A 25,108-nucleotide genomic window follows, 5' to 3' on the forward strand; every position below is an offset into this window, starting at 1 on the left:
CCACCCCTGAGCCTCGCATCTGCGAGGCCACTGCAAGCAGATTTTTCACCCGAATCGCTTATTTCTTATTTGATAAGCTCATCGGGATTTATTCGCTTGCTGCCTGGCTGAAACGCCATGTTCTTTGGGTATAAATCCTCTTTTCCTCGTAAAAGATAATTTTTTGTAAAAGACAATTTTTGTGAAAAACAATGGAGTCGTTGATGACCAGCAGCAACCTGATTAAACAATTGCAAGAGCGGGGCCTCGTTGCCCAGGTTACGGATGAAGACGCGTTAGCAGAGAGACTGGCGCAAGGGCCAATTTCACTGTATTGCGGTTTCGATCCTACCGCAGACAGCTTGCATTTGGGTCATCTGGTTCCGTTGTTATGCCTGAAGCGTTTCCAACTGGCAGGGCATCGCCCCGTGGCGCTGGTCGGTGGCGCTACCGGTATGATTGGTGATCCAAGTTTCAAAGCCAGCGAACGCAAGCTGAATACTGAAGATACGGTGAACGAATGGGTTGAGAAAATCCGCCGGCAGGTTTCGCCATTCCTTGATTTTGATTGTGGTGAAAACAGTGCTATTGCGGCCAACAACTACGATTGGTTTGGTGGTATGAATGTGCTGACCTTCCTGCGGGATATTGGCAAGCACTTCTCTGTTAATCAGATGATCAATAAAGAAGCCGTTAAACAGCGCCTCAATCGCGATGACAGCGGTATTTCGTTTACTGAGTTTTCATATAACCTGCTACAGGCTTATGACTTCGCTTGCCTGAATAAAGCTCACGGTGTGGCTCTGCAAATCGGCGGCTCTGATCAATGGGGTAATATTACCTCGGGTATTGATTTAACACGTCGCCTCCATCAGCAGCAAGTTTATGGCCTGACCGTGCCATTAATTACCAAAGCCGACGGTACTAAATTTGGTAAAACCGAAGGTGGCGCGGTATGGCTGGATCCGAAGAAAACCAGCCCTTATAAATTCTACCAGTTCTGGATTAATACCGCAGATGCCGATGTTTATCGCTTCCTGAAATTCTTTACTTTCATGAGCATGGAAGAGATTAACGCGCTGGAAGACGAAGATAAAAATAGTGGTAAAGCGCCACGGGCGCAATACGTTCTGGCCGAAAATGTCACTGGGATGGTACATGGTGCAGAAGGCCTTGCTGCTGCAAAACGTATTACTGCCAGCTTATTCTCCGGTGATCTAAATGAGATGACCGAAGCTGACTTTGCCCAGTTGGCACAAGATGGCATGCCAACAATTGAACTGAGTCGCGATGCTGATTTACAACAGGCATTGGTTAATGCTGAGCTGGTTCCTTCTCGTGGGCAGGCGCGTACTATGATTGGTTCTAATGCTGTCGCCATTAATGGTGAAAAGCAAGCAGACCCAGAATACACCTTTACCGATGCTGATCGTCTGTTTGGGCGCTATACCTTATTGCGTCGTGGCAAAAAACATTATTGCCTGATTAGCTGGTTGTAAGAATGAAATAAAATAAGGGGCAGAAATGTCCCTTATTTTTTGGCTAATGTTTTGTTAGCTGATGCTTTATTCCGGTCAGCACTGTATTACAAAGTGGGCATGGGTGCCCTTAACTTTAGGCCGTTCCAATGAAAAATATACTTTCGATTCAGTCTCACGTTGTTTTTGGCCATGCGGGTAATAGTGCTGCTGAATTTCCTATGCGCCGAATGGGGGTCAATGTTTGGCCATTGAATACTGTCCAGTTTTCGAACCATACGCAATACGGTCACTGGACCGGTTGTGTGATGCCTGCCAACCATTTGACTGAGATTGTACAAGGCATTGCCGATATCGATCGGTTGAAAGATTGTGATGCGGTATTAAGCGGTTATATTGGTTCACCTGAGCAAGGTAGCCATATTCTGGCGGCGGTTGCGCGCGTAAAACAAGCTAACCCTAATGCCTGGTATTTTTGTGATCCCGTCATGGGGCATCCAGAGAAAGGTTGTATCGTCGCTCCTGGGGTCGCTGAGTTCTTTTGTAAAGAAGCCTTACCTGCCAGCGATATCATTGCGCCGAACCTGCTTGAACTGGAGCAGCTTAGTGGTGTGCGGGTTGAAAATGTCGAACAGGCCGTTAAGGTTGCTCGTGAGCTTTGTGCGCAAGGGCCAAAAGTTGTGTTAGTGAAGCACCTAAGCCGCGCCGGGTATCATGCTGACTGCTTTGAAATGTTATTAGTTACGGCGGATGAAGCATGGCATATCAGCCGCCCGCTGGTGGACTTTGGTACCCGCCAACCGGTTGGTGTCGGTGATTTAACCAGTGGTTTATTGCTGGTGAACCTGCTGAAAGGTGAAGTACTGGATAAGGCATTGGAACATGTTACTGCCGCAGTCTATGAAGTGATGCTGAAAACGCAGGCGATGGGGGAGTATGAACTTCAGGTTGTGGCCGCTCAGGATGGAATTGTTAACCCTGTCAGTAAATTCTCTGCCATCAAGTTATAACCCCTGCTATACAGTGCCCCTTAATGCAGGGGCACTCTAATTAATCAACTAGCTTATTTCTTAACGTCTTCTGCTGCTAACGCGGCTTTAACAGCTGGCCGTTCAGCCACGCGTGCCATATATTTATCCAAATTACTGCGCTGCGTAATATCAAGTTTCAGGGCATTAGCCCAGCGAGTGACAGTAAATAAATAGGCATCAGCTACGCTGAATTTCTTACCTAATAGATAATCATGTTGTGCTAATACGCTGTCTACATAACTGAATTGTTTATCCAACCGCTCACGGGCGATCACTTTATATTCATCTGGTGTTTTTGGGTTAAACAGTGGGCTGAAGCCCTTATGCAATTCAGTCGCAACGAAGTTTAACCATTCAATGGCATGATAGCGGGAAAGGGTTCCTGCCGGGGCAATCAGGTGGCGATCAGGCACAAGATCAGCCAGATATTGCACGATAGCAACACCCTCAGTGAGCAGGCTGCCATCATCCAGTACCAACGCGGGGACCTGTCCTTTTGGATTGATGCTTAAATAGTCTTCACCCGTCTCAGTTATCTTGGTCGCCAGATCGACACTTTCAATACTGAAGTCTAACCCCGCTTCACGTAATACGATATGTGGAGACAGAGAGCAGGCACCGGGTTTATAGAACAATTTCATCACAAACTCCTTAATCAAGCACTGAAAGAAAAAAGCTTCCTTAATCCTAAGGCAGACGAGGGAAAAATACAGCTAGCGGTGTAATATAATTGTGCGGGAAATAAAATCAGTTACAAAATAAAAATAGAAATAGAATGTTGTCCTACAGCAGTGAGTATCCACCGCTGTAGGTAATCCCTGCCAATTATTACTAGGCAGTGGAAATCAGTTACCGTGGTGGACGAGTGCTGATCGATGCGGACCAGCTAAAAGTGGTGGTGCTTGGTGCGGTTTTTTTGGTTTTTCTTTCTACGCGGGTTAACTTGGCGACTTGTTCCCGAGCGTTCATGATTTTATCTATTGCTTCTTCTCTTACTTTATTTTGTTCTGAGTTGGTTAAAGCCCTTCCTAAATTTATTCTGGCTCTGTCGAGTTGCGTTTTGACGTCACGTTGCTCACTTTCGGTCATTTCTTTTAATGTCAGCCTTTTCATTTTTTTCGCCTTGTTTGCATCAGTCTTACTCAGTGTACAACCTTATCCTGCGTGTGGATGTAAGAGATTGCGATCTGGACGACATTAATCACTATAAAAGCCTGATAGCGGCATTAGTCAAGCGAGATCCAATGCAGTACAGCCACCGCTCGGCGTAACTGCTACAGCGAGCGGTGTAAACAAGAGGCGGTTTGGGAGTCACAATAGCCGTGAACCGTAACCCCACAACAGTACCGTAAGACCAAGGAGTAATTCTAATACCAACACGCCGATGGCAAAGGTGGAACCTGAGAAGATAAAACCTTCTTGTCGGTCAATATTTAAGAAAGTGGGGATCCCCAGATACATCAGGTAGCCGGCATAGCAGAGTGCAATGATTCCAACCAGTAAGCACAACCAGATAATCGGGTAGAGGGCGACAACGCCAGCTAAAAACATTGGCGTTGCGGCATAACCGGCGAACAGGGTACAACTTTGCCAACTGGGCCGGCTCTCATAGCGGCGGGCCATCCAATAAATTACTCGGCCCATGAGTGCGACGGCGGCCAAAATCAGAACATAGAAAATGATGGCAGAATAGATAGCGGTAAGGGGAGCCAGCTTTATGACCTGACCATCGCCAAAGTTCCAGCCCACTTGCGTAGTGCCGATAAACGCACAAATCACGGGAATAGCAGCCATTAACAAAACGTGGTGGGCATACAGATGGCGGACACTTTCTCCCTCGCGTTTAATTTGCTGCAATTCCTGACTAGGGTGGGTCAGAAGCCCCCAGACATGGTTTATCATAAATCACCTCCTTGCCGGTTATTGACCGCAAATAACAGACGGGTTTCATTCTGATATCGCTCAAAATGGGGTTAACGCTGTGCGGTCTGTTATCAGTATAGTTTATTTTTTGCTCACAAATAATGTGATGAAGTTATCACTGATAAGGCGAGTGATATTCATCATCTCAGTAAATGTTTAAGATGAATCAGTGAATTAATCAGGTATTTTAAACAGGAGCCGTTTATGGGTATTCAGGGAAATGATAGTAGAATCGACAACATAGAATTTGCCGTCAGTGATATTGCTCGCTCGAAGGATTTCTATGGCAAGGTATTCAATTGGCGCTTTACTGACTATGGCCCAGGATATTGTGAGTTTACCGATGGCCGACTGACCGGCGGCTTCACCACCCTGAGTGACGTTCAGCCCAATGGCGGGCCGTTAATCATTCTGTATGCTGATGATCTTGAACAGACGCAAAAACGGTTAACAGAGGCAGGGGCTACCATTGTGCTGGCTACCTTTGCTTTCCCTGGTGGGCGACGTTTTCACTTTACCGACCCGGATGGTTATCAGTTGGCTGTATGGTCTGATAAATAAGTATTGAATTTAGGACTTATTGTATCCAAACGACAGGCTGCCTGAGTTTTACGTGGGAGTTGGCAGGATAAAGCGCCCAGAACGCGTGCTTTATCCTGCCGGGCAATTATGCGGCGGTTACTGGGGTCGCTTTATTACTCTCTGTTGGCGCGAGAGTCATGCGATACAGTTTTGGTGCAGTGAGCATCATCAATACTGCGATAATGGCAGTGACAATGCCAATTTGCATAAATACATGGCTATAGATTGCCAGTGATGCATGGGCATCAGTAATATCACTTGGCACAGCGGTTAATGCTGCCACTTTACCGGCAATGAGGGCCGCCGCTGCCGTCGTCAGGAACCATGAACCCATGATGAAGCCCATCAAGCGCTGAGGTACCAACTGCGCAACCATCGCCAGACCCAGGCCCGAAATCATCAACTCACCGATACTTTGCAATGCGTAGCTCAGGATCAACCAGTTAACGGACACAATGCCATGTTCGTTGGCGAAGCTGGCACCCCATGGTAGCACCAGGAAGGCCGCTGAGCAGAGCACCATACCGAACGCAAACTTGTGTGGCATTGGCAGGCGGTCACCCATCTTATTATAGATAGCCGCCAGTATTGGGCTGGCTACCATGATCCAGAACGGGTTCAGCGCCTGATATTGTTCAGGTTCGAAGGTAATACCAAAGATTGAATGTTCCACGTTATGGATAGCAAAGAAGTTCAGCGACGTTGGCATTTGGCTATACAGTACAAAGAACACCACCGCTTCCAGCATCAGTAAGAATGCAACAATCATTCGGCGGCGGGCAGTGCCATGCAGAGAGAAGGTCTCTTTGGCAAAGATACAGATGATACCCAGAGATACCAACGCCAACGCCCAACGTGCAACTATCTGGTTATGCAGCAACCAACTCGACAGCGTGACCAGTGCAACCACACCCACCAGCACCATCAGCAGTTTTTTAACTTGTAGTGGCGCAAAGTCAGGTTTAGAACCTTGGTTTTTCACCCATTTACGGCAGAACCAGAAGTTCACCAGCGTAATCAACATACCCACTACGCTCAGTGAGAATGCGACGCTCCAGCCATATTTCGCGGCTAACCATGGGGTTGCCAGCATAGAGAAGAATGAACCGATATTGACGGACATATAGTACATGGTGAATGCACCGTCCAAACGCGGATCATCTTTGTTATAGCATGTTGACAGCAGAGAAGATGGGTTGGCTTTGAACAAACCATTACCGACCGCAATGGTCGCCATACCCAGATAGACCCAGAAAATATCATGACCGGAATAAGCAATCATGGCATAACCGACAGCCAGCGTTAATGCGCCGAGCACAATAACACGTTTAGCACCGAGCACTTTATCGCCTAACCAGCCACCGATGGCCACAAAGCCATAGACCAGTGCACTGAAGGATGAGAACAAGGTGATGGAATCGGCTTCGCTCATTCCGAGCATTTTTACCAGATAGACGGCCATGATCCCTTGCAGGCCGTAATAACCAAAGCGCTCCCAAAGCTCTATAGAGAAGATCAGGTAAAACGCTTTCGGTTGCTTGAACGCATTCATACTGATGCTTTCAGGTTGCTCACTATTGGGTGGTTGTTGACTGTTGTTTGCTGTTGACACGGGGACCTCTGTTTTTCACTACCGACCATAAATGGCGGGAGAGACAAAAGTGAATGCGCGAATTGGCATCCTTTTGCGTTGTTATAAGATGTTTAGCGGCGGTTAATGTTCACTATCTTTGTCAACGAGACAAGGGTTTTGTAATAATCTGTTACATATATCTCTGGCAGGGCAATGCAACCATGTTGCAAATGTTATGCAGTATTAACGTTTATGTTTTCGCTGTTTGGCAAACTTTTGTTTTGATTAAAAGCTGAGCTGATTTTGTTTAGTGATATATTCTGCTATTTTTGTCATTTGCAGTTAATCTGATTGGTTGTTAATGAATAACCAAGTCAATATTGTGCTTATTATGAATAACCCGAAACTATCCAAAATGCGCTCAAATGTTAATCAGTGAAATACCTTGGTTGAGAGATGAAATGAGATCTGGATCGGATAGCTGTGTAAATTTTTCGCTCGAAAAAGGCCTCCATGGCAAAACACGCCGCTGAGGGGCGATGATATACTGGATAAAATCATGAAAATCTGAGTATCTGTATGGATATCAAACAACTGGTCTATCTTTGTAATCTGGAGCGTGAGCGTCATTTTGGTCGTGCGGCGGAAGCCAGCTTTGTCAGCCAACCAACATTGTCGATGCGCCTGAAAAACCTGGAGCGAGAACTGGGGGTGGCACTGATAAATCGGGGCAATAATTTCGAAGGATTTACCGCCGAAGGTGAGCGCGTATTGGCCTGGGCCAGAGAGATTGTCTCTGTCTATCAAGGGCTAAAGTTAGAGGTTGAATCCCTTAAACATGGTTTAAACGGCACACTGCGTATTGGTGTCGTACCACAATGCAGTATCTCGTTGGCGCTTTTACTTAAAAGTGCCAGTGAACGCTATCCTCATCTGGATTACCGCGTTTCAGTGTTAAGTGCTGATCAATTGCTAGAGGCTTTAACCGGTCACTCGGTCGATGTGGGCATTGGTTTTTTTGAATTGACCACCTTGAGTGAGTTGCATTTTCAGGTGCAACCGCTGGTTGACGGGGGCATTGACGTGGTGTTTCACCCCGAACATTTCCCCAATTTGACGGGGACTGAGCCACTGACACTGACCCATGTGGCACAACTGCCGCTCTGCCTGGCTGAACCCAGCCGTTACTTCCGCCGTTATCTGGATAACAGTTTTCGTGAGGCCGGTTTGTCGCTGCATGTGCGGCTGGAAAGCACGTCTATCTTTCAGTTATTACAAGGCATCTTTGTCGGTTTAGGCTGTGGCTTGTTCCCACAAGGGAGTCTACTTGAGGATATGTCACCCGACCTGCAACGGCGGCCGGTGGATATTGGGAAGATGAGTCGGCATGCCGCTGTCGTAGTGGCTGAACCAGAGCGCGTAACACCGCTGGCCCAGCACTTTTTTGATGTTGCTAAAACGTGGTTGGCGACCCACTAAAACGCTGCAATCCGCAGTTGCTGACGAGTATCAAACGGCTTGCCCCAGCGTTTGTCTTAACCGGTTGGTCCATCCGGCTGCGGCGGTGTCGAAGATGATACGCACTATCTGCTGATTACTGACACCCAAGGCCAGCAGTGGGCTGATATGTTGATGGCTAAAGCGTTCCGGTGCACGGGTCAGCTCGGCTACAGCATAGATAAGTGGGTGAGTAGTTGGGTCATCAGATTGAGTCGCTAAAGCATTCTCAATCCCCAACTCAAGTGCCTCAATCAACAAGGCATTATGGCTGACTTGTTGCAATTGGTGTTTGTTGATGGCCAGACAGTAGCGGCTACCATTGATGCGAGCCGTCACCAACGCGACCAATGCCAGCCAATCAGGTTGTTGAGGGCGATGTTGCCGGGTGATAATGCTGCTATAAGCGATCAGGCTTTGTTGATGATGTTGCAGCAACGCACTGAGGGTTATCTCTGCTTCATCTGCCGATGGCTCAGATGAAATGGCCCCATTGGTTGCCTTTGAGGGTAACCAACCTCGCCATTGCGCCACAGATGGCGCTATCAAGCCTGCGGGAGCATCTTCCATGCGCGGGAAACCGGGCAGTATTACCGTCGGATATCCTGCTAACGCAGAAAGAGCCGCCACCACTCGGGCTTGATAACCAACAAAACCAATAATCTGCGATAAAACGATAATGTCTGCATCGGTTAACCCCACATCCGCTAACTGTTGCAAAGCATGTTTATCAATTAATGTCGGTTGGCTGGCCAGTTGACGGGCATATTGGGTTATTTGTGTCAGCCGCATATTACTTTCCCGCGATGCGTCCGGGCTGGAAAGAGGGGTTAGTCGGGTGGCATAGTGGCTACATAACCGCTGAACGCCAGTAACCTGAGCCACGGTCAGTGCACTACTTAAGCGGTCATATAACGAAAATGTATTGTCTCGGTCTATCTCGACAGTGAGCGGGAAAAGTGCCTGATACATCGCATCTGAGGCGGAGAGAATAGCCGCATGCTGGCGTAAGGGGCCATCTAATCCGGCGGGAATTGTGTCAGCTAAACCGAGCAAAAATATATCCCGTACAACAATGTTATCTCTATTTAGCAGATTGTCATTATTACAACCATTAGCACTGTAGTGCTCGTCGGTGACGGGGGCGGCATAGATCTCTGGGTTACCGCTGCGTTGAGTTTCATGATACCAATGGGCATGATCCTGTTGTCGAAATTGCACCATGATGACCTCCGTTAGGGGCAGCAACGCGCCCAGGTTAACGATAACGAGGTTTTAAGCATCATTTGGCTATAAACCGGGAGCGAATCAGCGACAAGGGTGGGTAGTGCGGTATCGGACCGGGAGCATGGCAAGGTAGTCGGTATCAACATCGGCAAGATATCCTGTTGTTTTATGGAATGTACACAGTGGATATCATTGCTGATTGAGTTTGCGAGATAAAATAATGTTAAACCATAATCCATAACAAAAAGTAATAACATATTATTATATATAACAAAAATGTTGTTACGTTAGCGAATTAATGACTAAAGAAGCAGGAAAATCCGCGCTGAAATGAGCGCGGAGTGGGGTATCGTGAGGGAAATTACCGGGCAGAAAATCCGCTTAGAAATGGCCTGAGTCCCGCCGCCAGGCATCAGCAGTTAAAGCCTCACCAAAGTGGCTAGAAATCAGGCGCTTAGTCAGATCATGCAGCGGGGATGCCAACACCTCGGCCGTGCTGCCACGCTCCACCACTTCCCCTTCATGCATCACAATCACTTGATCGCTGATATGTTTCATCATGCCTAAGTGCTGGGTGACATAAATATAAGATATGCCATGCTTTTCCTGTAATTCCAGCATCAGATTAATAATCTGTGAGCGCATGGACATATCTAAAGACGCCAGGGCTTCATCGGCAACAATCACTTTAGGTTGCAGGATAAGTGCGCGTGCCAGTGCGATACGCTGCTTTTGGCCGGACGCCAACATATGCGGATAATAGTTAGCATGATCAGGTAGTAATCCCACCTGCCGCAACGTCTGATAGATACGTTGCTCACGAGCCACTGCGTCTAAATCCGTGTTCAACTTCAGTGGTGCATCCAACAGTTGGCCGATGCGTTGACGAGGGTTAAGCGAGGTGCTCGGATCCTGAAAGATCATACGAATACGCTGGCTGCGATAAGCATAATCACCGTAGGACAGGCGATGATCGTCAATCAGCAATTCGCCATCAGTTGGTTCAATCATACCCGATAGCATTTTTGCCAAGGTGGATTTACCTGAACCGTTCTCGCCAATAACCGCCAGTGTCTGGCCTTCGCGTAAAGTAAAACTGACCGATTTAACCGCTTCCACATGCTGACGGCGAAATAGCCCAGTACGGTAGCGGAAGGTTTTACTCAGATTACGGACTTCGAGCAGAGTCTCTGCCATTATTGTTCCTCCAGATTTAACGGGAAGTGGCAGGCAAAGGCGTGGTTTTTTACCAGCCGCAAGCGCGGTGTTTCAATACAGGTTTTCTGCGCATAAGGGCAGCGAGGCCCAAGGCGACAGCCAACGGGCAAGTGCTCCAGTGATGGAATAGCGCCAGGCAACGTATTTAAGCGACTTTTATGTGGCAGAGAGCGGCCAAAATCAGGCATTGCACGGATCAGCGCCTGAGTATAAGGGTGGTGGGGCGCGGCCAGCAGGTCTTCGCAAACGGCACTTTCCACTGTTTGGCCGCAATAGAGCACATTAACCCGATTTGCCCATTTGCTCATCATCTGCAAGTCATGGCTTATTAACAAAATAGTGGTGTTGTTATTCTGATTAAGTCGCGCCAGCAGACGGAAAATTTGTGCCTGAGTCGTGGGCTCCATGGCATTGGTGGGTTCATCGGCAATGAGCAACCGAGGTTGATTTGCCAGTGCAATAGCAATCATCACCTTTTGGCATTCGCCTTCGGTCAGTTCATAGGGATAACTGCGCATAATATCTGAGTGATCTTTAATCCCCACACGGTGCAGTAATTCTATTGCCCGCCGTTTGCGCCAATGAAAACGCTGCCACCAGCGCCCTTTATACGTCCAGCCCGGTATCGCTTGTATCAATTGCTGACCAATACTTTCTGAGGGATCCAAACAGGACTGCGGTTCCTGAAAAATCATCGAGATATTATGGCCGATCACCTTACGTCGTTCGCGTGGCGTCAATTGCAACAGATCGATATCGTCAAAGCGAAAACGGTCAGCGGTAATACGCCAGTTATCTTTACTGACGCCACAGATAGCTTTGGCGATTAAACTCTTACCAGAACCTGACTCACCCACCAGGCCACGGACTTCACCCTCAGTCAGGGTAATACTGATGCGATCAACCGCTTTGACCATCCCTTCAGAGGTCATAAATTCAATGGTGAGGTTACGAATATCAAGTAACGGCATTATTCCACCCCCGAATTAATTGCCCGGCGCATGCCATCGCCCAACAGGTTAACCAGCAGTACGCTGACTAAAATTGCGCCACCCGGCAACATCACGGTCCACGGGGCGACATAGACTAAATCAAGTGAGTCCCCCAACATCGCACCCCACTCCGGTGAGGGCAATTGCGCACCTAAATCCAAAAAGCCCAATGCGGCAATATCCAGGATTGCCATTGACAGCGCACGGGTAAATTCAGTGACCAGCACAGCCGCAATATTGGGGAAAATAGCATAAGCCAGAATATGAGGGGTGGACGCGCCGTCTAAACGGGCGGCAATAACATATTCTTTATCCAACTCATCATGTACGGCGCTATAAATGGTTCGTACCATTCGAGGTAACAGTGCCAGCCAAACGGCGAACATGGCATGTTCTAAACTCGGCCCGACAAAGGCGACCACAATGATGGCCAGCAGCAGAGACGGGATAGAGAGCAGGGTATCCAGCACATGATTAAGAATAGCGGAACGAAAGCCGTGAGTGATACCGGCAAATACACCGAGCACCACGCCACACAGCGCCGCAGCAAGGGTTACCAACAGCGCAGAACCATAAGTCGATGCGGTTCCTGCCAATAATCGGCTTAAAATATCGCGGCCAAGATCATCAGTGCCAAGGAAGAACGAAACGTTGCCATAGCGTGACCAAGAGGGCGGGAGCAGTTGGTAGCCCAAAAACTGTTGGTCAAGGGCATAGGGGGCAAGTGTATTGCCCAACACACAAAGCACTAATAGGGCGAGGACGCCGTAGAAGCCCACCATTGCCAAGGCATCGCCATAGAAAAGCCGCCAGGTATACAGCAGCGGACTGGGCATTTTCTTCTCACGGTAGACATTATCGAAGGGCATACCATTCCTTATGCTTTAACGGTGTCATCATTGCGCCCAGAATATCTGACAGGACATTAATGACGATAACCAACGACCCAACCACCATCACACCTGCAGAAATCGCAGCGTAATCTTGCTGGCGAATGGCGTTAATCAGCCAACGGCCCAACCCCGGCCAGTTAAATACCACTTCGGTTATCATCGCTAACGTCAGCATGGTGGAGAACTGTAGCCCCAGTTTCGGAATGATCGGGGGCAAGGCATTATGCAACACATGACGGCGAATAATGGTAAAACGCGATAAGCCGCGAGTGGCCGCCGCTTTAATGTAGTTTTGCCCGATAACATCATCGGTACTGGTGCGCATCAGACGAATGACTTCGGTCGTTGGGGCCACCGCCAGTGCGGTGATGGGTAGGATCATATGCTGCACAGCACTGAGCATCATCTCTTTGCGATACGGTGAGGGGGATAGCCATGCATCGACCAGAGCCAGACCAGTGACCGGTTTGACCTGATATAACAGGTCAAACCGACCAGAAACTGGCAACCAACCTAAATGCAGCGAAAAGAACAGCATCAGCAACAGTGCCAACCAGAAAACAGGAATTGAGAAACCGAGTAATGCGATAGAACTGATGGCGATATCAGCCCATTTACCACGCATTACACCGGCAATAATGCCCAACGGAATGCCGACAAATAACGCCAGTGTAAAGGCCAGCACACATAATTCCATGGTGGCAGGGAAGGCTTCACGCAATTGCTCACTAATTGGCTGACCATTGATGCTAGAAACCCCAAAATCCCACTGAAGTAAGCTACTAAAATAGAAGCGGTAAGCATCAGGCAAGGATGCACCATTTAACGGTGCATGAGGGGTAAAATAGCTCAGACTAAAACTGACCAGTGACAACATAAATAATGTTATCACTAACAGTAATAAGCGCCGTAACGTAAAGATAATCATGGTTTTTTGCCCTCATCGCTCTCGCGGAACACGCCAGCAAAAGAAGAATTGCCAAACGGGCTTAATACCAAACCTTTAATGTCATAACGGTATGCCTGCAACCGTAATGAAGATGCTAATGGCAACAGTGGCAATTGTTGCTCTAAAATACGCTGGGCTTGCTGATAATATTCAATACGCGCGGATAATTGCTGTGAACGTAATGCTTTTTGCAGCAGTTCATCAAACGCCGGATCACACCAATGAGCATAGTTTGTTTGCGAACGGATTGCCGCACAGCTTAATAGTGGGCGGAAGAAACTGTCCGGGTCATTACTGTCTGTCGACCAACCCGTCAGCGTCAGATCATGGTTCATCTCCATCAGCCGTGCCTCTTGGAATCGGCCTTCGACCGGCACGATATTGACCGTAATCCCCACCTGGGCCAAATCAGCCTGAATCAGTTCTGCTGTCTTTAATGGGCTGGGGTTATAAGATTGCGAGGCAGTTGGTACCCATAGATTGAGTTGCAATTTAGTCAGGCCAAGCTGTTTTAAAATATCTTTAGCTTTTTCTGGATTATATTCGGTTACTTGAGCCTGATTGTCATAAGCCCATGATGCGCGGGGTAAAATAGACGCTGCGGTTTCAGCCGTGCCGTAATAGATTGACTGCATCAATCGTTGGTTGTTAATCGATAATGCAATCGCCTGCCGCACCCGCTGATCGTTGAGCGGCGGTTTACGGGTATTGAACGCCAGATAGGCCACATTCATCCCTGGGCGCAGTGTCAGGCGCAGGCGCGGGTCATCACGTAAGATAGATAACTGGCTAGCAGCCGGATAGGCCAACACATCACATTCGCCGGTCAATAATTTGGATAAACGCCCGGTTCCCCCCACGCCTAAGTCAATGACCACCTGAGGCATGCGTGGTAAGCCTTTCCAATAGTTACTGTTACGGAACAAACGAATATATTGCCCAGAGCGATATTCGTTCAACAAGAAGGGACCAGTCCCGACAGGTTCCCGATCGATCTGTTCCTGGCGGCCTTTTTGGGCCAGCACATCGGCATATTCGGCAGAAAGTACCGGGGCATAATGGGTAGCCAGATGCCAGAGGAATGAGGCATCGGGCGCTTTCAGCTTAAACTCAACTGTATAGTCATCCAGTTTTTTGACACTTTGCACTGAGTCAGCAAATTGCAAACTGTCGAAGTAGGGATACTCGCCACCATTAACATTATGATAGGGGTGCTGTGAGTCAAATACCCGCTGAAAGCTGAATATCACATCATCTGCGTTCATCATCCGGGTTGGGGTAAACCAATGGGTGGTCTGGAAGGGAACGTCTTTTCGTAAATGAAAACGATACGTGGCACCGTTATCCAGCACTTGCCAACTTTCAGCTAATTCAGGAATTAAACGGTAGGTATAAGGGTCAACGTCCAGCAGGCGATCATAAAGTTGTGCTGCCAGAGTATCGATAGTTAACCCGCTACTGGCCATTTGCGGGTTAAAGGTATTTAGTATCCCGCTGACACAATAGACGAAACCGCGTTGGCGGATATCCGGCAGCGGTTGATCGGGCTGGGGCGCTGGGGCGGGTTGCGCCAGCGCTGATGTCGCAAGGCAAGACAACGACAGCAACCAAATAAGTAAAACACGCATAAACGCTTCGCAGTAAGTAAGCAATACTCATAGTGTACCGTAATCTGACACGCCTCCCAATCCATTGAGCAAAACAACTGCACCGTCTGCTGGTTGTTGCAGCAATTGAGGTGAATAAACAGCAAATTGTTGTTTATACGGTAGGAAGTTGTGAGGGCAATTGTCTGTGGTAGCCATATTTGACTCGGTAAGTGAACATAATTCCATCAGAATTAGTATGGGAATGAGAAAAATTCTCAACAAAGTGTTTGCAAGTGCTATTGAGAACCATTATCATCATTTTGCTCTTCAGGATAAGGCCAATAGCTTCTGGCTTTAGACAGGAAAGCACGACATTGCTCACATTGCTTCCAGTGTTTTTTAAGCCAGCTCGGGTGCTGGCTTTTTTTTTGCCTGTCGTCTTTGATTTTCTCTCGTAACTTCTGAGTATTGAAGAGCAATTATGATGCCATTCTAAGTGGTAATTATATTTATCATGTATGTAGTCAGATTTTTTGGACTACGACTTAAATATTATAATTGCTATATTCATTCATGGATGAATTAATAATGCATTACATTTGTATCTATTACCGAGGATATTATGATCAAATTCAGTGTAATAATTTCACTTTTTATTTTTTGTGTGATTAATTTCAAGGGTTGGGCTAAACCACCAGATATCCTTTGGCGTGTTGATACGCGAGATTATGGTGAGATATTTGATAACGGTTTTTATTCATCTGGCACTAATGATGATATTATTGAGCATCTGAGTGGTAGAAGTTGTCGTAGTGCTGAAAGTGATTATGGCGATAGTGCATTTATTTCTACAACATCCAATAGACTATTTGCTTACGAATATGCTGAGCGCGTTCTACAGCATATGGATGAACGAGGAGAAACCAATACTCAAGTCAATATTTATCAGATTAGGGCGACAGATAATATGTATAGTGCTGAACAAACACTGGATTACTTATTATTACGCCATGGGTTTGAACTTCATGGTGAAATTCTGCGGATTCTTCGTTACACCGCTCATTTATCAGAATGGATGGCGCATCGAAGAATAGAACCTGCTCAAATAGCTACAGTAACGCAATATTATCTATTTCGGGGTAGTGTCCACACTAATGGACCATTACTTAACCCGCGGTTTAGACAAACGCGTTCTACTGCGAATAATCAACCGTATGACAGCGCTTACTTTACCAGGCCGACCTTAAGGTTAGCACGTATTTGGATGTTAAGATCAGGTATTAGACCGATGATCAGAGCCTGTTTTGGCTTGGCAATGGAACACTCTGAGTTTAAACGGACTCTGGCTTTGAATAATATCAAAACAAAGGGAATGTTTAAGTTTGTTATCCTTCTTTGAATATAGGATGTCTACAATGAGACTGTATATTAAATTGATGCTTTTGCTTTCTGTTTTATTTCATAGTGCTGCATTCTCGGAAACTGAAATGAAAAAACAGTGTGAAAAAGACAGTGGCACTATGATATATAATAAGTCAATACAAGGTTACAATGCCAGTATAATGTGGCGGCCATCGGAATCAACCAATAGTACGTTTAATGCTATTGGCGTAAAAATAGAGGGGGGGTGGTATGGCACTATTGCTGAGGATAGAATTAATGGCAATTCTTCGCTGGGTTTATCCAGTTTTGCACAAGCTGCTTATTTAATTGGCATGCCAATAAATGCTTGTGTAAAGGATAAATATCTACGAGGATTGGAAGGTGTTAATTAAATGCCGATCAGGTCTGTATATTCATATAAACCTGATCGGGCCTGAATAGGGTAGTTATTCCTGATCATTGTCATTTGTTAATATTGCATGTTTTTTTAGCATGCCACGTAACTGATGATAGGTTAATCCTAATAAACCCGCCGCCCTACGTTGATTAAAACGTGCTTGTTCTAAGGCTAATTTGAGCATCTGATGTTCACTGTTATGCAACCACAGTTTAAGATCGACGGGTAACGCTGGCAGCAGGGGAGATAATTCGTCAGTCGTTGCATCGGTGTTATTGGAAACCTGATTATCTGTGCTTGGCCGTGTAGCAAAAGGATTAATAATAATATTATCCAGTGGCTGACTGCTGCTGCCATGGCGATAGACTGAGCGCTCAACCACATTTTTTAACTCACGGACATTGCCCGGCCAGCGGTATTGCAGTAATTGCGCTTTTGCTGCAGAGGTGAAGCCCGGAAACAGCGGTAAACCTAACTCTCGGCACATCTGGATGGCAAAGTGTTCAGCGAGTAACATGATATCTTGCTGACGTTCACGTAACGGTGGTAGTTGCACTACATCAAAGGCGAGCCTGTCCAGCAGATCGGCGCGGAATTTACCTGCCTGCGCTAAAGCGGGTAAATTGTCATTGGTAGCACAAACCAGCCGGACATCCACTTGCAACGGCTGACTGCCGCCAACGCGCTCCAGATGACCATACTCAATCACACGCAGTAATTTTTCCTGTACTAACATAGGTGCTGTTGCCAGTTCATCCAAAAAGAGCGTACCCCCATCCGCGCGTTCAAAACGCCCTAAATGGCGCTTCTGCGCACCGGTAAACGCCCCCGCTTCATGACCAAACAATTCTGAGTCGAGTAAGTTTTCATTCAACGCGGCACAGTTAAGTGAGATGAACGGCCCTTGCCAACGGTTTGATAAATAATGTAACCGGTGCGCAATCAGCTCCTTACCGGTGCCCCGTTCACCAATCACCAATACCGGCTTATTCAACTTTGCCAGCCCGGAAACTTGTTCCAGCACTTCAACAAAAGAGTTTGCTTCGCCTAACAGGTTTTCTAATTGCTCGCTCATGATGAAATTCGCCAATAGTTGGTTAAAATACTCACTTTACATTCTATCTTAATTTAAGCATAAAATATTTTTTTGTTACTTTTCAACTTATTAAAACGCATAAAAAGTTGGCACGACTCTTGATAATAGTTATTCCAACAGAGTTAGGCGAATGGGTGCAATCAGACGCCACTATTTCAGAAAGCCATTAAGTCAAAGAGGATATAAATTATGGGTATTTTTTCACGCTTTGCCGATATCGTGAATGCCAACATCAATACATTGCTGGATAAAGCAGAAGACCCGCAAAAATTAGTGCGCCTGATGATTCAGGAAATGGAAGATACTCTGGTAGAGATTCGCTCAACATCCGCTCGAGCATTAGCGGAGAAAAAACAGTTGTTGCGCCGTATCGATCACAGCGAAAGTCAGCAGCAAGAGTGGCAGGAGAAAGCCGAGCTGGCTCTGCGTAAAGATAAAGAAGATTTAGCCCGCGCGGCACTGATTGAAAAACAAAAAGTTGCTGCATTGATTGATACACTGACCCGCGAAGTGGCCACAGTGGAAGAAACACTGAGCCGTATGAAACATGAAATTAGCGAGTTGGAAAGTAAGTTAACCGAAACCCGTGCCAGACAGCAGGCGCTGACCTTGCGCCATCAGGCGGCTGCGTCATCTCGTGATGTGCGCCGCCAACTCGATAGCGGAAAACTCGACGAAGCTATGGCGCGTTTTGAGCAATTTGAGCGCCGTATTGATCATATGGAAGCTGAGGCTGAAACTGTGGGGATCGGCAAACAAAAGTCGCTGGAAAGCCAATTTGCCGAACTGAAAGCCGATGATGAAATCAGTAACCAGTTGGCCGCGCTGAAAGCGAAAATGAATTCGGCCGAGTAAGGGAGTTGGTCCACGGCCGTAAGCCATGACTTTTACGCTGACTCATCGCGTTAGTAGCGAATATATACCGGGCAGGCCGTTGGGAATAAAGCGGCCTGCCATAATTAAAATGCGAATACCCGCCAGATGATTAAGGGGAACGAATGAGTATCCTGTTTCTTGCCATACCACTGACCATTTTTGTGCTGTTTGTCGCACCTATCTGGTTATGGCTGCATTACAGCAATCGCCAGCAAAGTGGCGCTCAGCTTAGCCATCAGGATATGCAGCGCTTATCACAGTTAACTGATGATGCTCGCCGGATGCGCGAACGTATTCAGACATTAGAAGAAATTCTTGATGCACAACATCCGAACTGGAGACAGTCATAATGGGCGATGTTTTTAAAAATACGATGTTGAGTGGCAAAAAGCTGTATCGGGTACCGGAAGAGGGCATGATTAAGGGCGTATGTGCCGGTCTGGCCCACTATTTTGATATTCCGGTGCGATTGATTCGGGTGATGGTGGTGTTATCTCTGTTCTTTGGTTTGTTTGTTTTCACTATCGCGGCTTATATCGTACTGACTTTTATGTTGGAACCGGCACCCGCAGCCAGTTTTAGTGACCAGCATGAAGCCACGCCCCGCCAGCTTCTGGATCAGCTAGAATTTGAGTTGGGGGCTGGTGAGCAGCGCTTGCGTCAGGTAGAGCGCTATGTCACCTCTGAGACTTTCGGTGTCCAGAGCCGTTTTCGTCAGTTGTAGGGTTAACAGACAGTTATAGTGCTACCAGACAATGATTGATCCCTGGGCGGTTGCCCATAGATCAAGAGATGTTGTTATTTATCAATATGGCCTGCCAGAGGGCAAAAGATGAACAATGATCCCACCCGTTCACGCGCAGGTGTAGTATTAACAACGCTGGTTAAAATGATGTTTACTGTCGCATTGACCTATGGACCGGCCGGTGCTGCGGGCTTAATAGTAAAGAGTGTGAGCCGTAAGCCCCTGCGTTGGTTGCTGCTGATGCTACTGGAACCGATGTTAAAACGTGCAATGCAGGTAGCAGCGGGCCAATTTGCCAAGGAGAAGCATGAAACGACTGCAAAATGAGATCACGTCTTTGGTTAATCGAGGGATGGATCGCCATCTCCGCTTAGCAGTAACCGGCTTGAGCCGCAGCGGGAAAACCGCCTTTATCACTTCGTTAGTGAATCAGTTACTTCATGTCCACAGCGGTGCGCGTATGCCGCTGTTTTCTGTTGTGCGCGAAGATCGGCTACTGGGCGTAAAGCGGGTACCGCAGCGCGATTTGGGTATTCAACGTTTTACCTATGATGAAGGGCTGGCGTCGTTATATGGCACTCCGCCAAACTGGCCAACCCCAACCCGTGGTGTCAGTGAAATACGCTTAGCACTGCGTTTTCGATCTGGTGATTCGCTTTTGCGCCATTTTAAAGAGACATCGACACTTTATTTGGAAATCGTCGATTATCCCGGTGAATGGTTACTGGACCTGCCTATGTTGGAACAGGACTATTTAAGCTGGTCTCGCCAGATGGCTGGCTTGCTACAAGGGGATCGCGCACAGTGGGCCAAACCGTGGCTGGCATTATGTCAGCAGTGTGATCCGTTGGCACCCGCAGACGAAAACCAGCTAGCGGCTATCGCGCAGGCCTATACCGATTATCTTATTCGCTGTAAGAATGAAGGCTTGCATTTCATTCAACCGGGGCGGTTTGTCCTGCCTGGGGATATGGCCGGTGCACCTGCATTACAGTTTTTCCCGTGGCCGGAGGTGAATGAACTGAGTGAATCGCGACTGGCTCAGGCGGATAAACACTCCAATTTGGGCATGCTACGTACCCGTTTTAACTACTACTGTAACTCGGTTGTGAAAGGTTTTTATAAAGAGCATTTTGTCCGATTTGATCGGCAAATTGTGCTGGTGGATTGCCTGCAACCCTTGAACAGCGGGCCGCAGGCATTTAATGATATGCGCCTGGCTTTGACACAATTAATGCAAAGTTTTCATTACGGGAAACGCACGTTATTCCGCCGCTTATTCTCGCCGTGTATCGATAAGCTGATGTTTGCGGCAACTAAAGCGGATCACGTGACGGCAGATCAACACGCAAACCTGGTGTCGTTACTCCAGCAATTGGTGCAGGAGGCCTGGCAAAATGCCGCTTTTGAAGGGATCAGCATGGATTGCGTAGGGTTGGCATCGGTACAGGCGACAGAAAGTGGCATGGTTGAACATCAGGGGCAAAAAATCCCGGCATTGCGTGGTCATCGTTTGCTGGATGGTGTACCGCTGACGGTATTCCCAGGGGATGTCCCAGCGCGTTTGCCTGGCCCGGCATTTTGGCAGCAGCAGGGTTTTCATTTCGATGAATTTCGTCCACAAGCGGTGAATGTTGATAGCCCATTGCCCCATATTCGGCTGGATGCAGTGATGGAGTTCTTATTGGGAGATAAGTTGCGATGAGTGAGCCGTTGAAACCACGGATAGATTTTGAACAACCTTTGCAGCCCCTTGATGAACCAGTATTAAAAGCAGCACAGGCTTTTGATCAACAAACCGCAGAGAACTTCTATCCTGCGGCACCTGAACTCGATGCTGAAGATGAAGAGGGGCGGGTGGAAGGGCTGGTGAATGCTGCGCTGAAACCTAAACGCAGTCTGTGGCGCAAAATGGTGACAGCCGGACTGGCACTCTTTGGCGCCAGTGTGATTGCTCAGTCAGTGCAATGGGTTAATCAGGCTTGGCAGCAGCAGGATTGGATTGCGTTGGGAGCAACGACCGCCGGTGGGCTGATTGTCGTGGCCGGTATTGGCTCGGTGTTGACGGAGTGGCGGCGCTTATACCGTTTACGCCAGCGGGCCGAAGAGCGGGATATCGCACGTGAACTCTTGGTGAGTCACGGTATCGGGCAAGGGCGCGCCTTTTGTGAAAAACTGGCGCGTCAGGCCGGACTGGATCAAGGGCATCCGGCACTGCAACGTTGGCAGGCGTCCTCGCATGAGACGCATAACGATCGTGAAGTAGTTGAATTATATGCCAAACTGGTGCAGCCGGCACTGGATAACCAGGCACGGGCAGAAATTAGCCGCTACGCTGCCGAATCCGCATTAATGATTGCGGTCAGCCCTCTGGCGCTGGTGGATATGGCTTTTATCGCCTGGCGTAATATTCGTCTGATTAATCGTATTGCCGCTCTGTATGGTATCGAGTTGGGATATTTCAGCCGCATTCGGTTATTCCGCTTAGTGTTACTGAACATTGCCTTTGCCGGAGCTTCCGAATTGGTACGCGAAGTGGGTATGGACTGGCTATCACAAGACTTGGCCGCGCGTTTATCCACTCGTGCGGCGCAAGGGATTGGGGCGGGGCTACTGACAGCGCGACTGGGTATCAAAGCTATGGAGCTATGCCGCCCGCTCCCGTGGTTGGATGGTGATAAACCTAAGCTGGGAGACTTCCGCCGTCAGTTGATTAGCCAACTGAAAAATGCGTTGCCCAAAAAAGACAAAGCCAATCCGTAACGGGTTAAGTTTCAGTGCCGGCCCACTATTTCAATCGGGGATCGAAGGCAAAGGAGAGTGCTTTGGCGGTACTCAAGCAGGCCTGAAAATCTTTGTGGCGCGGATTGACCAGCATATTATGTTCTGAAGGCACCAGTGTGGATGGGACCAGCAATCCAATTGATGATTCTGATTCCAGCCATTCTGTGCCGATATCCATCGTAGCCGCAGGCGCGGGGTCATTGCGCCAGTCCAGTGGCCAATCCTGTGGTTGTAACAGCATGATATTGCTGTCATCAATCTCAATCTGGAATAACTCAAACTCGCTGAGTGTTGAGCTGTCTTGAATATGTACCAGTGTTTCCAGCATCGCCAGTGACACACTACTGGCTAAATAGATGGCGGCGTGGCCTTTATGATTCCAGCGCCCACCATAGATTTCAGCGCCATAACCGGTCCAGGTTGAAGCCAGGTAGCGGCGCATCACGATGCGATAAAGCATCATAAGTATTGCCCTGTCTGGTTGCGCGTGATTGAGTACTTATCCATGTCACCTTCCCTATATCACTTTTATCCTTCCGGGCACTCAGCTATGAAAATACACCGTGTTCCAGCCGCCCAATTAAATCGCAGATTTCTAACGCGCCGGTTTCGGTCTCCAGCAGTGAGTCAGGACTGCGGTGCCCAAGCCCCTTAATGGGTGTCGACATCCAGACGATAGCTTTGCCTTTATCACCACCGAAGAGGTCAACTGCGGCATCCATTACCCGCACGAAGCGCGCGATTCGCTCACTCTCTTCTGGTGTAAAACGGCCATCATGGGTACGTCGGCGGGTCAGGCTACGGCTGGGAATACCGGTAGCGCGCAATATTTCAGATTTAGGCATAGAGGCCCAAAGATGGATACTGTCGATGACATCGACAGAAAAACCCAGCTTGATGCTGTCGACTAATACCGTGCCACGGCTGGCTGGCAAACCAATTTCTCGCCAGAGTGCCCCTGCTTTCGTTGTGGGGGTAGGTTGATAAGCTCTCATGTAACCTCCTCGGTCATGTGGCTACCTATACTATAGCCACTTGGCCGATGTAATGCAAAGTGTCACCTCACCTTGACGAGGGGCTGATACTGTTAGTCGTTATATTATTCTAAATTATTCATTAAAATAATAATAACCCGCTATATCTTGGGTGTGCAGACGCGGAAAATCTTATCTTGATGGCATCGGCCAGGAAAAAAATCAGTAAAAACCCGATTCCTGTCAACTTTTGCTGACAGACTGCTTCATCAGTAAGGGGGGACAGGGTATTATCATAGGCAGAGACTCCGCACCTGCCATATATAAGGTCGATACTGATGCGTTTGGAAGTTTTTTGTGAAGACCGAATCGGTCTCACCAGAGAGTTACTTGATCTCTTGGTTTTACGCAGCATTGATTTACGGGGGATCGAAATTGATCCAATAGGCCGTATTTACCTGAACTTTTCCCAACTGGATTTCAGTGTATTCAGTGCCCTAATGATGGATATTCGGCGCATCGAGGGGGTCACTGATGTTCGTACCGTCTCCTTTATGCCTTCTGAGCGTGAGCACCGCTCGCTACGGGCGCTACTTGAATCCATGCCAGAACCGGTATTCTCCATTGATTTAAGAGGTAATCTTGAGTTAGCCAACCCTGCGGCCCGTGAGCTTTTCTCCCTTCATGAGGAGCGTATTCGCCACAAAACTGCGGGCAGTTTACTCGGGGGATACAACTTTGCCCGTTGGTTTGAAGAGGGGGCAACCGCACCTCATACCGAACGGGTGTTGATCAACAATCAGGATTACCTGATGGAGGTCACCCCCATTGAACTTGAAGACGAAGATCAGCAGAACCAAACAGTGGGTGCGGTGGTGATGTTAAAATCCACAGCACGCATGGGCAAACAACTGCAAATCTTGTCGGTCAACGATGATACTGAGTTTAAACAGATTGTTGCCACCAGCGTTAAGATGCGCCAAGTGCTTGAGCAAGCCCGTAAGTTGGCGATGCTGGATGCTCCCTTGCTATTGGTCGGTGATACCGGTACCGGTAAAGATCTCTTGGCACACGCCTGTCACTTGCGTAGCCCGCGCGGGAAAATGCCTTTCCTTGGCCTTAATTGTGCGTCAATGCCGGACGATGTGGTAGAAAGCGAGCTATTCGGCTATGCGGCCGGGGCTTACCCGAATGCTATCGAAGGTAAAAAAGGCTTCTTTGAGCAGGCGAATGGTGGCTCGGTGCTACTGGATGAAATCGGCGAAATGTCGCCGCGCATGCAAATCAAACTGTTGCGATTCCTAAACGATGGCACCTTCCGCCGTGTCGGGGAAGAACATGAAGTGCATGTTGATGTTCGGGTTATTTGCGCCACCCAAAAGAATCTGGTGGAGTTGGTTCAGCGCGGCGAATTCCGCGAGGATCTCTATTATCGCCTTAATGTGCTCACTATCACCTTGCCACCATTGCGTGAACGTCAGGCTGATATCATGCCACTGACCGAATTGTTCGTTGCCCGCTTCTCGGACGAACAAGGCGTGCCTCGGCCGAAGTTGGCACCTGAGCTGAGCAGTTTTCTGACTAATTATGGGTGGCCCGGTAATGTGCGACAGTTGAAAAATGCCATTTATCGCGCCCTGACCCAATTGGATGGTTTCGAACTGCGGCCACAGGACATTATCCTGCCGGAGTTTGAAGTTGAAGCCGTGCTAGGTGATGAAGTGCTTGATGGTTCGCTTGATGACATCAGCAAACGCTTTGAGCGCTCAGTGTTGACGCGCCTTTATCGTAATTATCCCAGTACCCGTAAATTGGCTAAGCGCCTTGGTGTCTCTCACACCGCGATTGCCAACAAGTTGCGCGAATATGGTTTAAGTAGCAAACGGCCAGTCAGTGATGAAAGCGAAGAAGAGTAAGCAACA

Annotated in this window: 26 protein-coding genes; 13 read left to right on the top strand and 13 right to left on the bottom strand. The window is 48.0% G+C overall.

The genetic code is table 11. The features are described from left to right. Positions 1 to 203: 203 nt before the first annotated feature. Both tyrS and pdxY read left to right on the top strand, forming a co-directional pair. Positions 204 to 1,478: a tyrosine--tRNA ligase gene (tyrS, locus tag A6J67_RS14205; protein WP_032906088.1), complete on the top strand. Its 1,275-nt coding sequence runs from the start codon at positions 204 to 206 to the stop codon at positions 1,476 to 1,478. A 128-nt stretch (positions 1,479 to 1,606) separates the two neighbouring features. After that, the gene (pdxY, locus tag A6J67_RS14210) at positions 1,607 to 2,467 is read left to right on the top strand and encodes a pyridoxal kinase PdxY (RefSeq protein ID WP_005184461.1); all 861 of its coding nucleotides are present in this window, start codon (positions 1,607 to 1,609) and stop codon (positions 2,465 to 2,467) included. Positions 2,468 to 2,520: 53 nt separating this feature from the next. On the opposite strand, the gene gstA is transcribed toward pdxY, so the two are convergent. From gstA to A6J67_RS14225, 3 genes are all read right to left on the bottom strand, one after another. Further along, positions 2,521 to 3,129, bottom strand: a complete 609-nt coding sequence (gstA, locus tag A6J67_RS14215; RefSeq protein WP_005184459.1) for a glutathione transferase GstA — start codon at positions 3,127 to 3,129, stop codon at positions 2,521 to 2,523. Positions 3,130 to 3,337: 208 nt separating this feature from the next. Beyond that, positions 3,338 to 3,601, bottom strand: a complete 264-nt coding sequence (locus A6J67_RS14220; protein WP_005184457.1) for a DUF3811 domain-containing protein — start codon at positions 3,599 to 3,601, stop codon at positions 3,338 to 3,340. A gap of 198 nt (positions 3,602 to 3,799) precedes the next feature. Next, positions 3,800 to 4,390 carry a Yip1 family protein gene (locus A6J67_RS14225; protein ID WP_005184456.1) on the bottom strand — a complete coding sequence of 197 codons (591 nt, stop codon included), beginning with the start codon at positions 4,388 to 4,390 and terminating at the stop codon, positions 3,800 to 3,802. A gap of 225 nt (positions 4,391 to 4,615) precedes the next feature. Here A6J67_RS14225 and A6J67_RS14230 point away from each other — a divergent pair, with 225 nt between their 5' ends. Next, on the top strand, positions 4,616 to 4,972 hold the full coding sequence (locus tag A6J67_RS14230) for a VOC family protein (RefSeq protein ID WP_005184453.1): 357 nt from the start codon (positions 4,616 to 4,618) through the stop codon (positions 4,970 to 4,972). Positions 4,973 to 5,078: 106 nt separating this feature from the next. On the opposite strand, the gene dtpA is transcribed toward A6J67_RS14230, so the two are convergent. After that, positions 5,079 to 6,605: a dipeptide/tripeptide permease DtpA gene (gene dtpA, locus A6J67_RS14235; protein WP_042569812.1), complete on the bottom strand. Its 1,527-nt coding sequence runs from the start codon at positions 6,603 to 6,605 to the stop codon at positions 5,079 to 5,081. Between the two features lie 540 nt (positions 6,606 to 7,145). Between dtpA and A6J67_RS14240 the strand changes: the two genes are divergently transcribed. Further along, positions 7,146 to 8,045: a LysR family transcriptional regulator gene (locus tag A6J67_RS14240; RefSeq protein WP_042569811.1), complete on the top strand. Its 900-nt coding sequence runs from the start codon at positions 7,146 to 7,148 to the stop codon at positions 8,043 to 8,045. Between the two features lie 30 nt (positions 8,046 to 8,075). Here the strand turns inward: A6J67_RS14240 and A6J67_RS14245 are convergent, their stop codons facing one another. The 6 genes from A6J67_RS14245 to sapA form a co-directional block, all read right to left on the bottom strand. After that, the gene (locus tag A6J67_RS14245; protein WP_050073364.1) at positions 8,076 to 9,287 is read right to left on the bottom strand and encodes a CMD domain-containing protein; all 1,212 of its coding nucleotides are present in this window, start codon (positions 9,285 to 9,287) and stop codon (positions 8,076 to 8,078) included. Positions 9,288 to 9,671: 384 nt separating this feature from the next. Next, the gene (sapF, locus tag A6J67_RS14255; protein WP_032906086.1) at positions 9,672 to 10,487 is read right to left on the bottom strand and encodes a putrescine export ABC transporter ATP-binding protein SapF; all 816 of its coding nucleotides are present in this window, start codon (positions 10,485 to 10,487) and stop codon (positions 9,672 to 9,674) included. Further along, entirely contained in the window at positions 10,487 to 11,479 is a 993-nt protein-coding gene (gene sapD / locus A6J67_RS14260; RefSeq protein WP_050073363.1) for a putrescine export ABC transporter ATP-binding protein SapD, read from the bottom strand. The genes sapF and sapD overlap by 1 nt, the downstream gene beginning before the upstream one ends. Next, on the bottom strand, positions 11,479 to 12,369 hold the full coding sequence (sapC, locus tag A6J67_RS14265) for a putrescine export ABC transporter permease SapC (RefSeq protein ID WP_032906085.1): 891 nt from the start codon (positions 12,367 to 12,369) through the stop codon (positions 11,479 to 11,481). The genes sapD and sapC overlap by 1 nt, the downstream gene beginning before the upstream one ends. Further along, positions 12,356 to 13,321: a putrescine export ABC transporter permease SapB gene (sapB, locus tag A6J67_RS14270; RefSeq protein ID WP_042569809.1), complete on the bottom strand. Its 966-nt coding sequence runs from the start codon at positions 13,319 to 13,321 to the stop codon at positions 12,356 to 12,358. Before sapB ends, sapC begins: the two co-directional genes overlap by 14 nt. Beyond that, positions 13,318 to 14,970, bottom strand: a complete 1,653-nt coding sequence (gene sapA / locus A6J67_RS14275; RefSeq protein ID WP_005184427.1) for an ABC transporter substrate-binding protein SapA — start codon at positions 14,968 to 14,970, stop codon at positions 13,318 to 13,320. Before sapA ends, sapB begins: the two co-directional genes overlap by 4 nt. A gap of 583 nt (positions 14,971 to 15,553) precedes the next feature. On the opposite strand from sapA, the gene ytxA reads away from it, so the two are divergent. Together ytxA and ytxB are read left to right on the top strand one after the other, a co-directional pair. Next, the gene (gene ytxA / locus A6J67_RS14285) at positions 15,554 to 16,330 is read left to right on the top strand and encodes a putative AB5 enterotoxin ADP-ribosylating subunit YtxA (protein ID WP_042569808.1); all 777 of its coding nucleotides are present in this window, start codon (positions 15,554 to 15,556) and stop codon (positions 16,328 to 16,330) included. A gap of 28 nt (positions 16,331 to 16,358) precedes the next feature. Beyond that, entirely contained in the window at positions 16,359 to 16,706 is a 348-nt protein-coding gene (gene ytxB / locus A6J67_RS14290; protein WP_042570169.1) for a putative AB5 enterotoxin binding subunit YtxB, read from the top strand. A gap of 54 nt (positions 16,707 to 16,760) precedes the next feature. On the opposite strand, the gene pspF is transcribed toward ytxB, so the two are convergent. Then, positions 16,761 to 17,786, bottom strand: coding sequence for a phage shock protein operon transcriptional activator (gene pspF / locus A6J67_RS14295; RefSeq protein ID WP_042569807.1), 1,026 nt, complete (start codon positions 17,784 to 17,786; stop codon positions 16,761 to 16,763). Positions 17,787 to 17,996: 210 nt separating this feature from the next. Here pspF and pspA point away from each other — a divergent pair, with 210 nt between their 5' ends. The 6 genes from pspA (at position 17,997) to A6J67_RS14325 (ending at position 22,191) form a co-directional block, all read left to right on the top strand. Next, complete coding sequence (pspA, locus tag A6J67_RS14300) at positions 17,997 to 18,662, top strand: phage shock protein PspA (protein ID WP_005184417.1); 666 nt, start codon at positions 17,997 to 17,999, stop codon at positions 18,660 to 18,662. A 143-nt stretch (positions 18,663 to 18,805) separates the two neighbouring features. Continuing rightward, a complete protein-coding gene (pspB, locus tag A6J67_RS14305; protein ID WP_032906081.1) occupies positions 18,806 to 19,033 on the top strand; it encodes an envelope stress response membrane protein PspB in 228 nt (75 codons plus the stop codon). Beyond that, a complete protein-coding gene (pspC, locus tag A6J67_RS14310; RefSeq protein ID WP_005184415.1) occupies positions 19,033 to 19,407 on the top strand; it encodes an envelope stress response membrane protein PspC in 375 nt (124 codons plus the stop codon). The genes pspB and pspC overlap by 1 nt, the downstream gene beginning before the upstream one ends. A 108-nt stretch (positions 19,408 to 19,515) precedes the next feature. After that, positions 19,516 to 19,755, top strand: coding sequence for a phage shock protein PspD (gene pspD, locus A6J67_RS14315; protein WP_050073360.1), 240 nt, complete (start codon positions 19,516 to 19,518; stop codon positions 19,753 to 19,755). Then, the gene (locus A6J67_RS14320) at positions 19,736 to 21,133 is read left to right on the top strand and encodes a YcjX family protein (protein WP_032906079.1); all 1,398 of its coding nucleotides are present in this window, start codon (positions 19,736 to 19,738) and stop codon (positions 21,131 to 21,133) included. Before pspD ends, A6J67_RS14320 begins: the two co-directional genes overlap by 20 nt. Next, complete coding sequence (locus A6J67_RS14325; RefSeq protein ID WP_050296992.1) at positions 21,130 to 22,191, top strand: YcjF family protein; 1,062 nt, start codon at positions 21,130 to 21,132, stop codon at positions 22,189 to 22,191. The genes A6J67_RS14320 and A6J67_RS14325 overlap by 4 nt, the downstream gene beginning before the upstream one ends. A 25-nt stretch (positions 22,192 to 22,216) precedes the next feature. Here A6J67_RS14325 and A6J67_RS14330 read toward each other — a convergent pair whose 3' ends face one another. Further along, complete coding sequence (locus tag A6J67_RS14330) at positions 22,217 to 22,675, bottom strand: RES family NAD+ phosphorylase (protein ID WP_005184404.1); 459 nt, start codon at positions 22,673 to 22,675, stop codon at positions 22,217 to 22,219. An 85-nt stretch (positions 22,676 to 22,760) separates the two neighbouring features. Then, positions 22,761 to 23,207, bottom strand: coding sequence for a DUF2384 domain-containing protein (locus A6J67_RS14335; protein WP_005184401.1), 447 nt, complete (start codon positions 23,205 to 23,207; stop codon positions 22,761 to 22,763). Between the two features lie 317 nt (positions 23,208 to 23,524). Here A6J67_RS14335 and tyrR point away from each other — a divergent pair, with 317 nt between their 5' ends. Then, positions 23,525 to 25,102 carry a transcriptional regulator TyrR gene (gene tyrR / locus A6J67_RS14340; protein ID WP_042569805.1) on the top strand — a complete coding sequence of 526 codons (1,578 nt, stop codon included), beginning with the start codon at positions 23,525 to 23,527 and terminating at the stop codon, positions 25,100 to 25,102. The last annotated feature ends 6 nt before the right edge of the window (positions 25,103 to 25,108 follow it).

It is taken from the genome of Yersinia sp. FDAARGOS_228 (genome assembly GCF_002073315.2).
Classification (GTDB): Bacteria; Pseudomonadota; Gammaproteobacteria; order Enterobacterales; family Enterobacteriaceae; genus Yersinia; species Yersinia intermedia.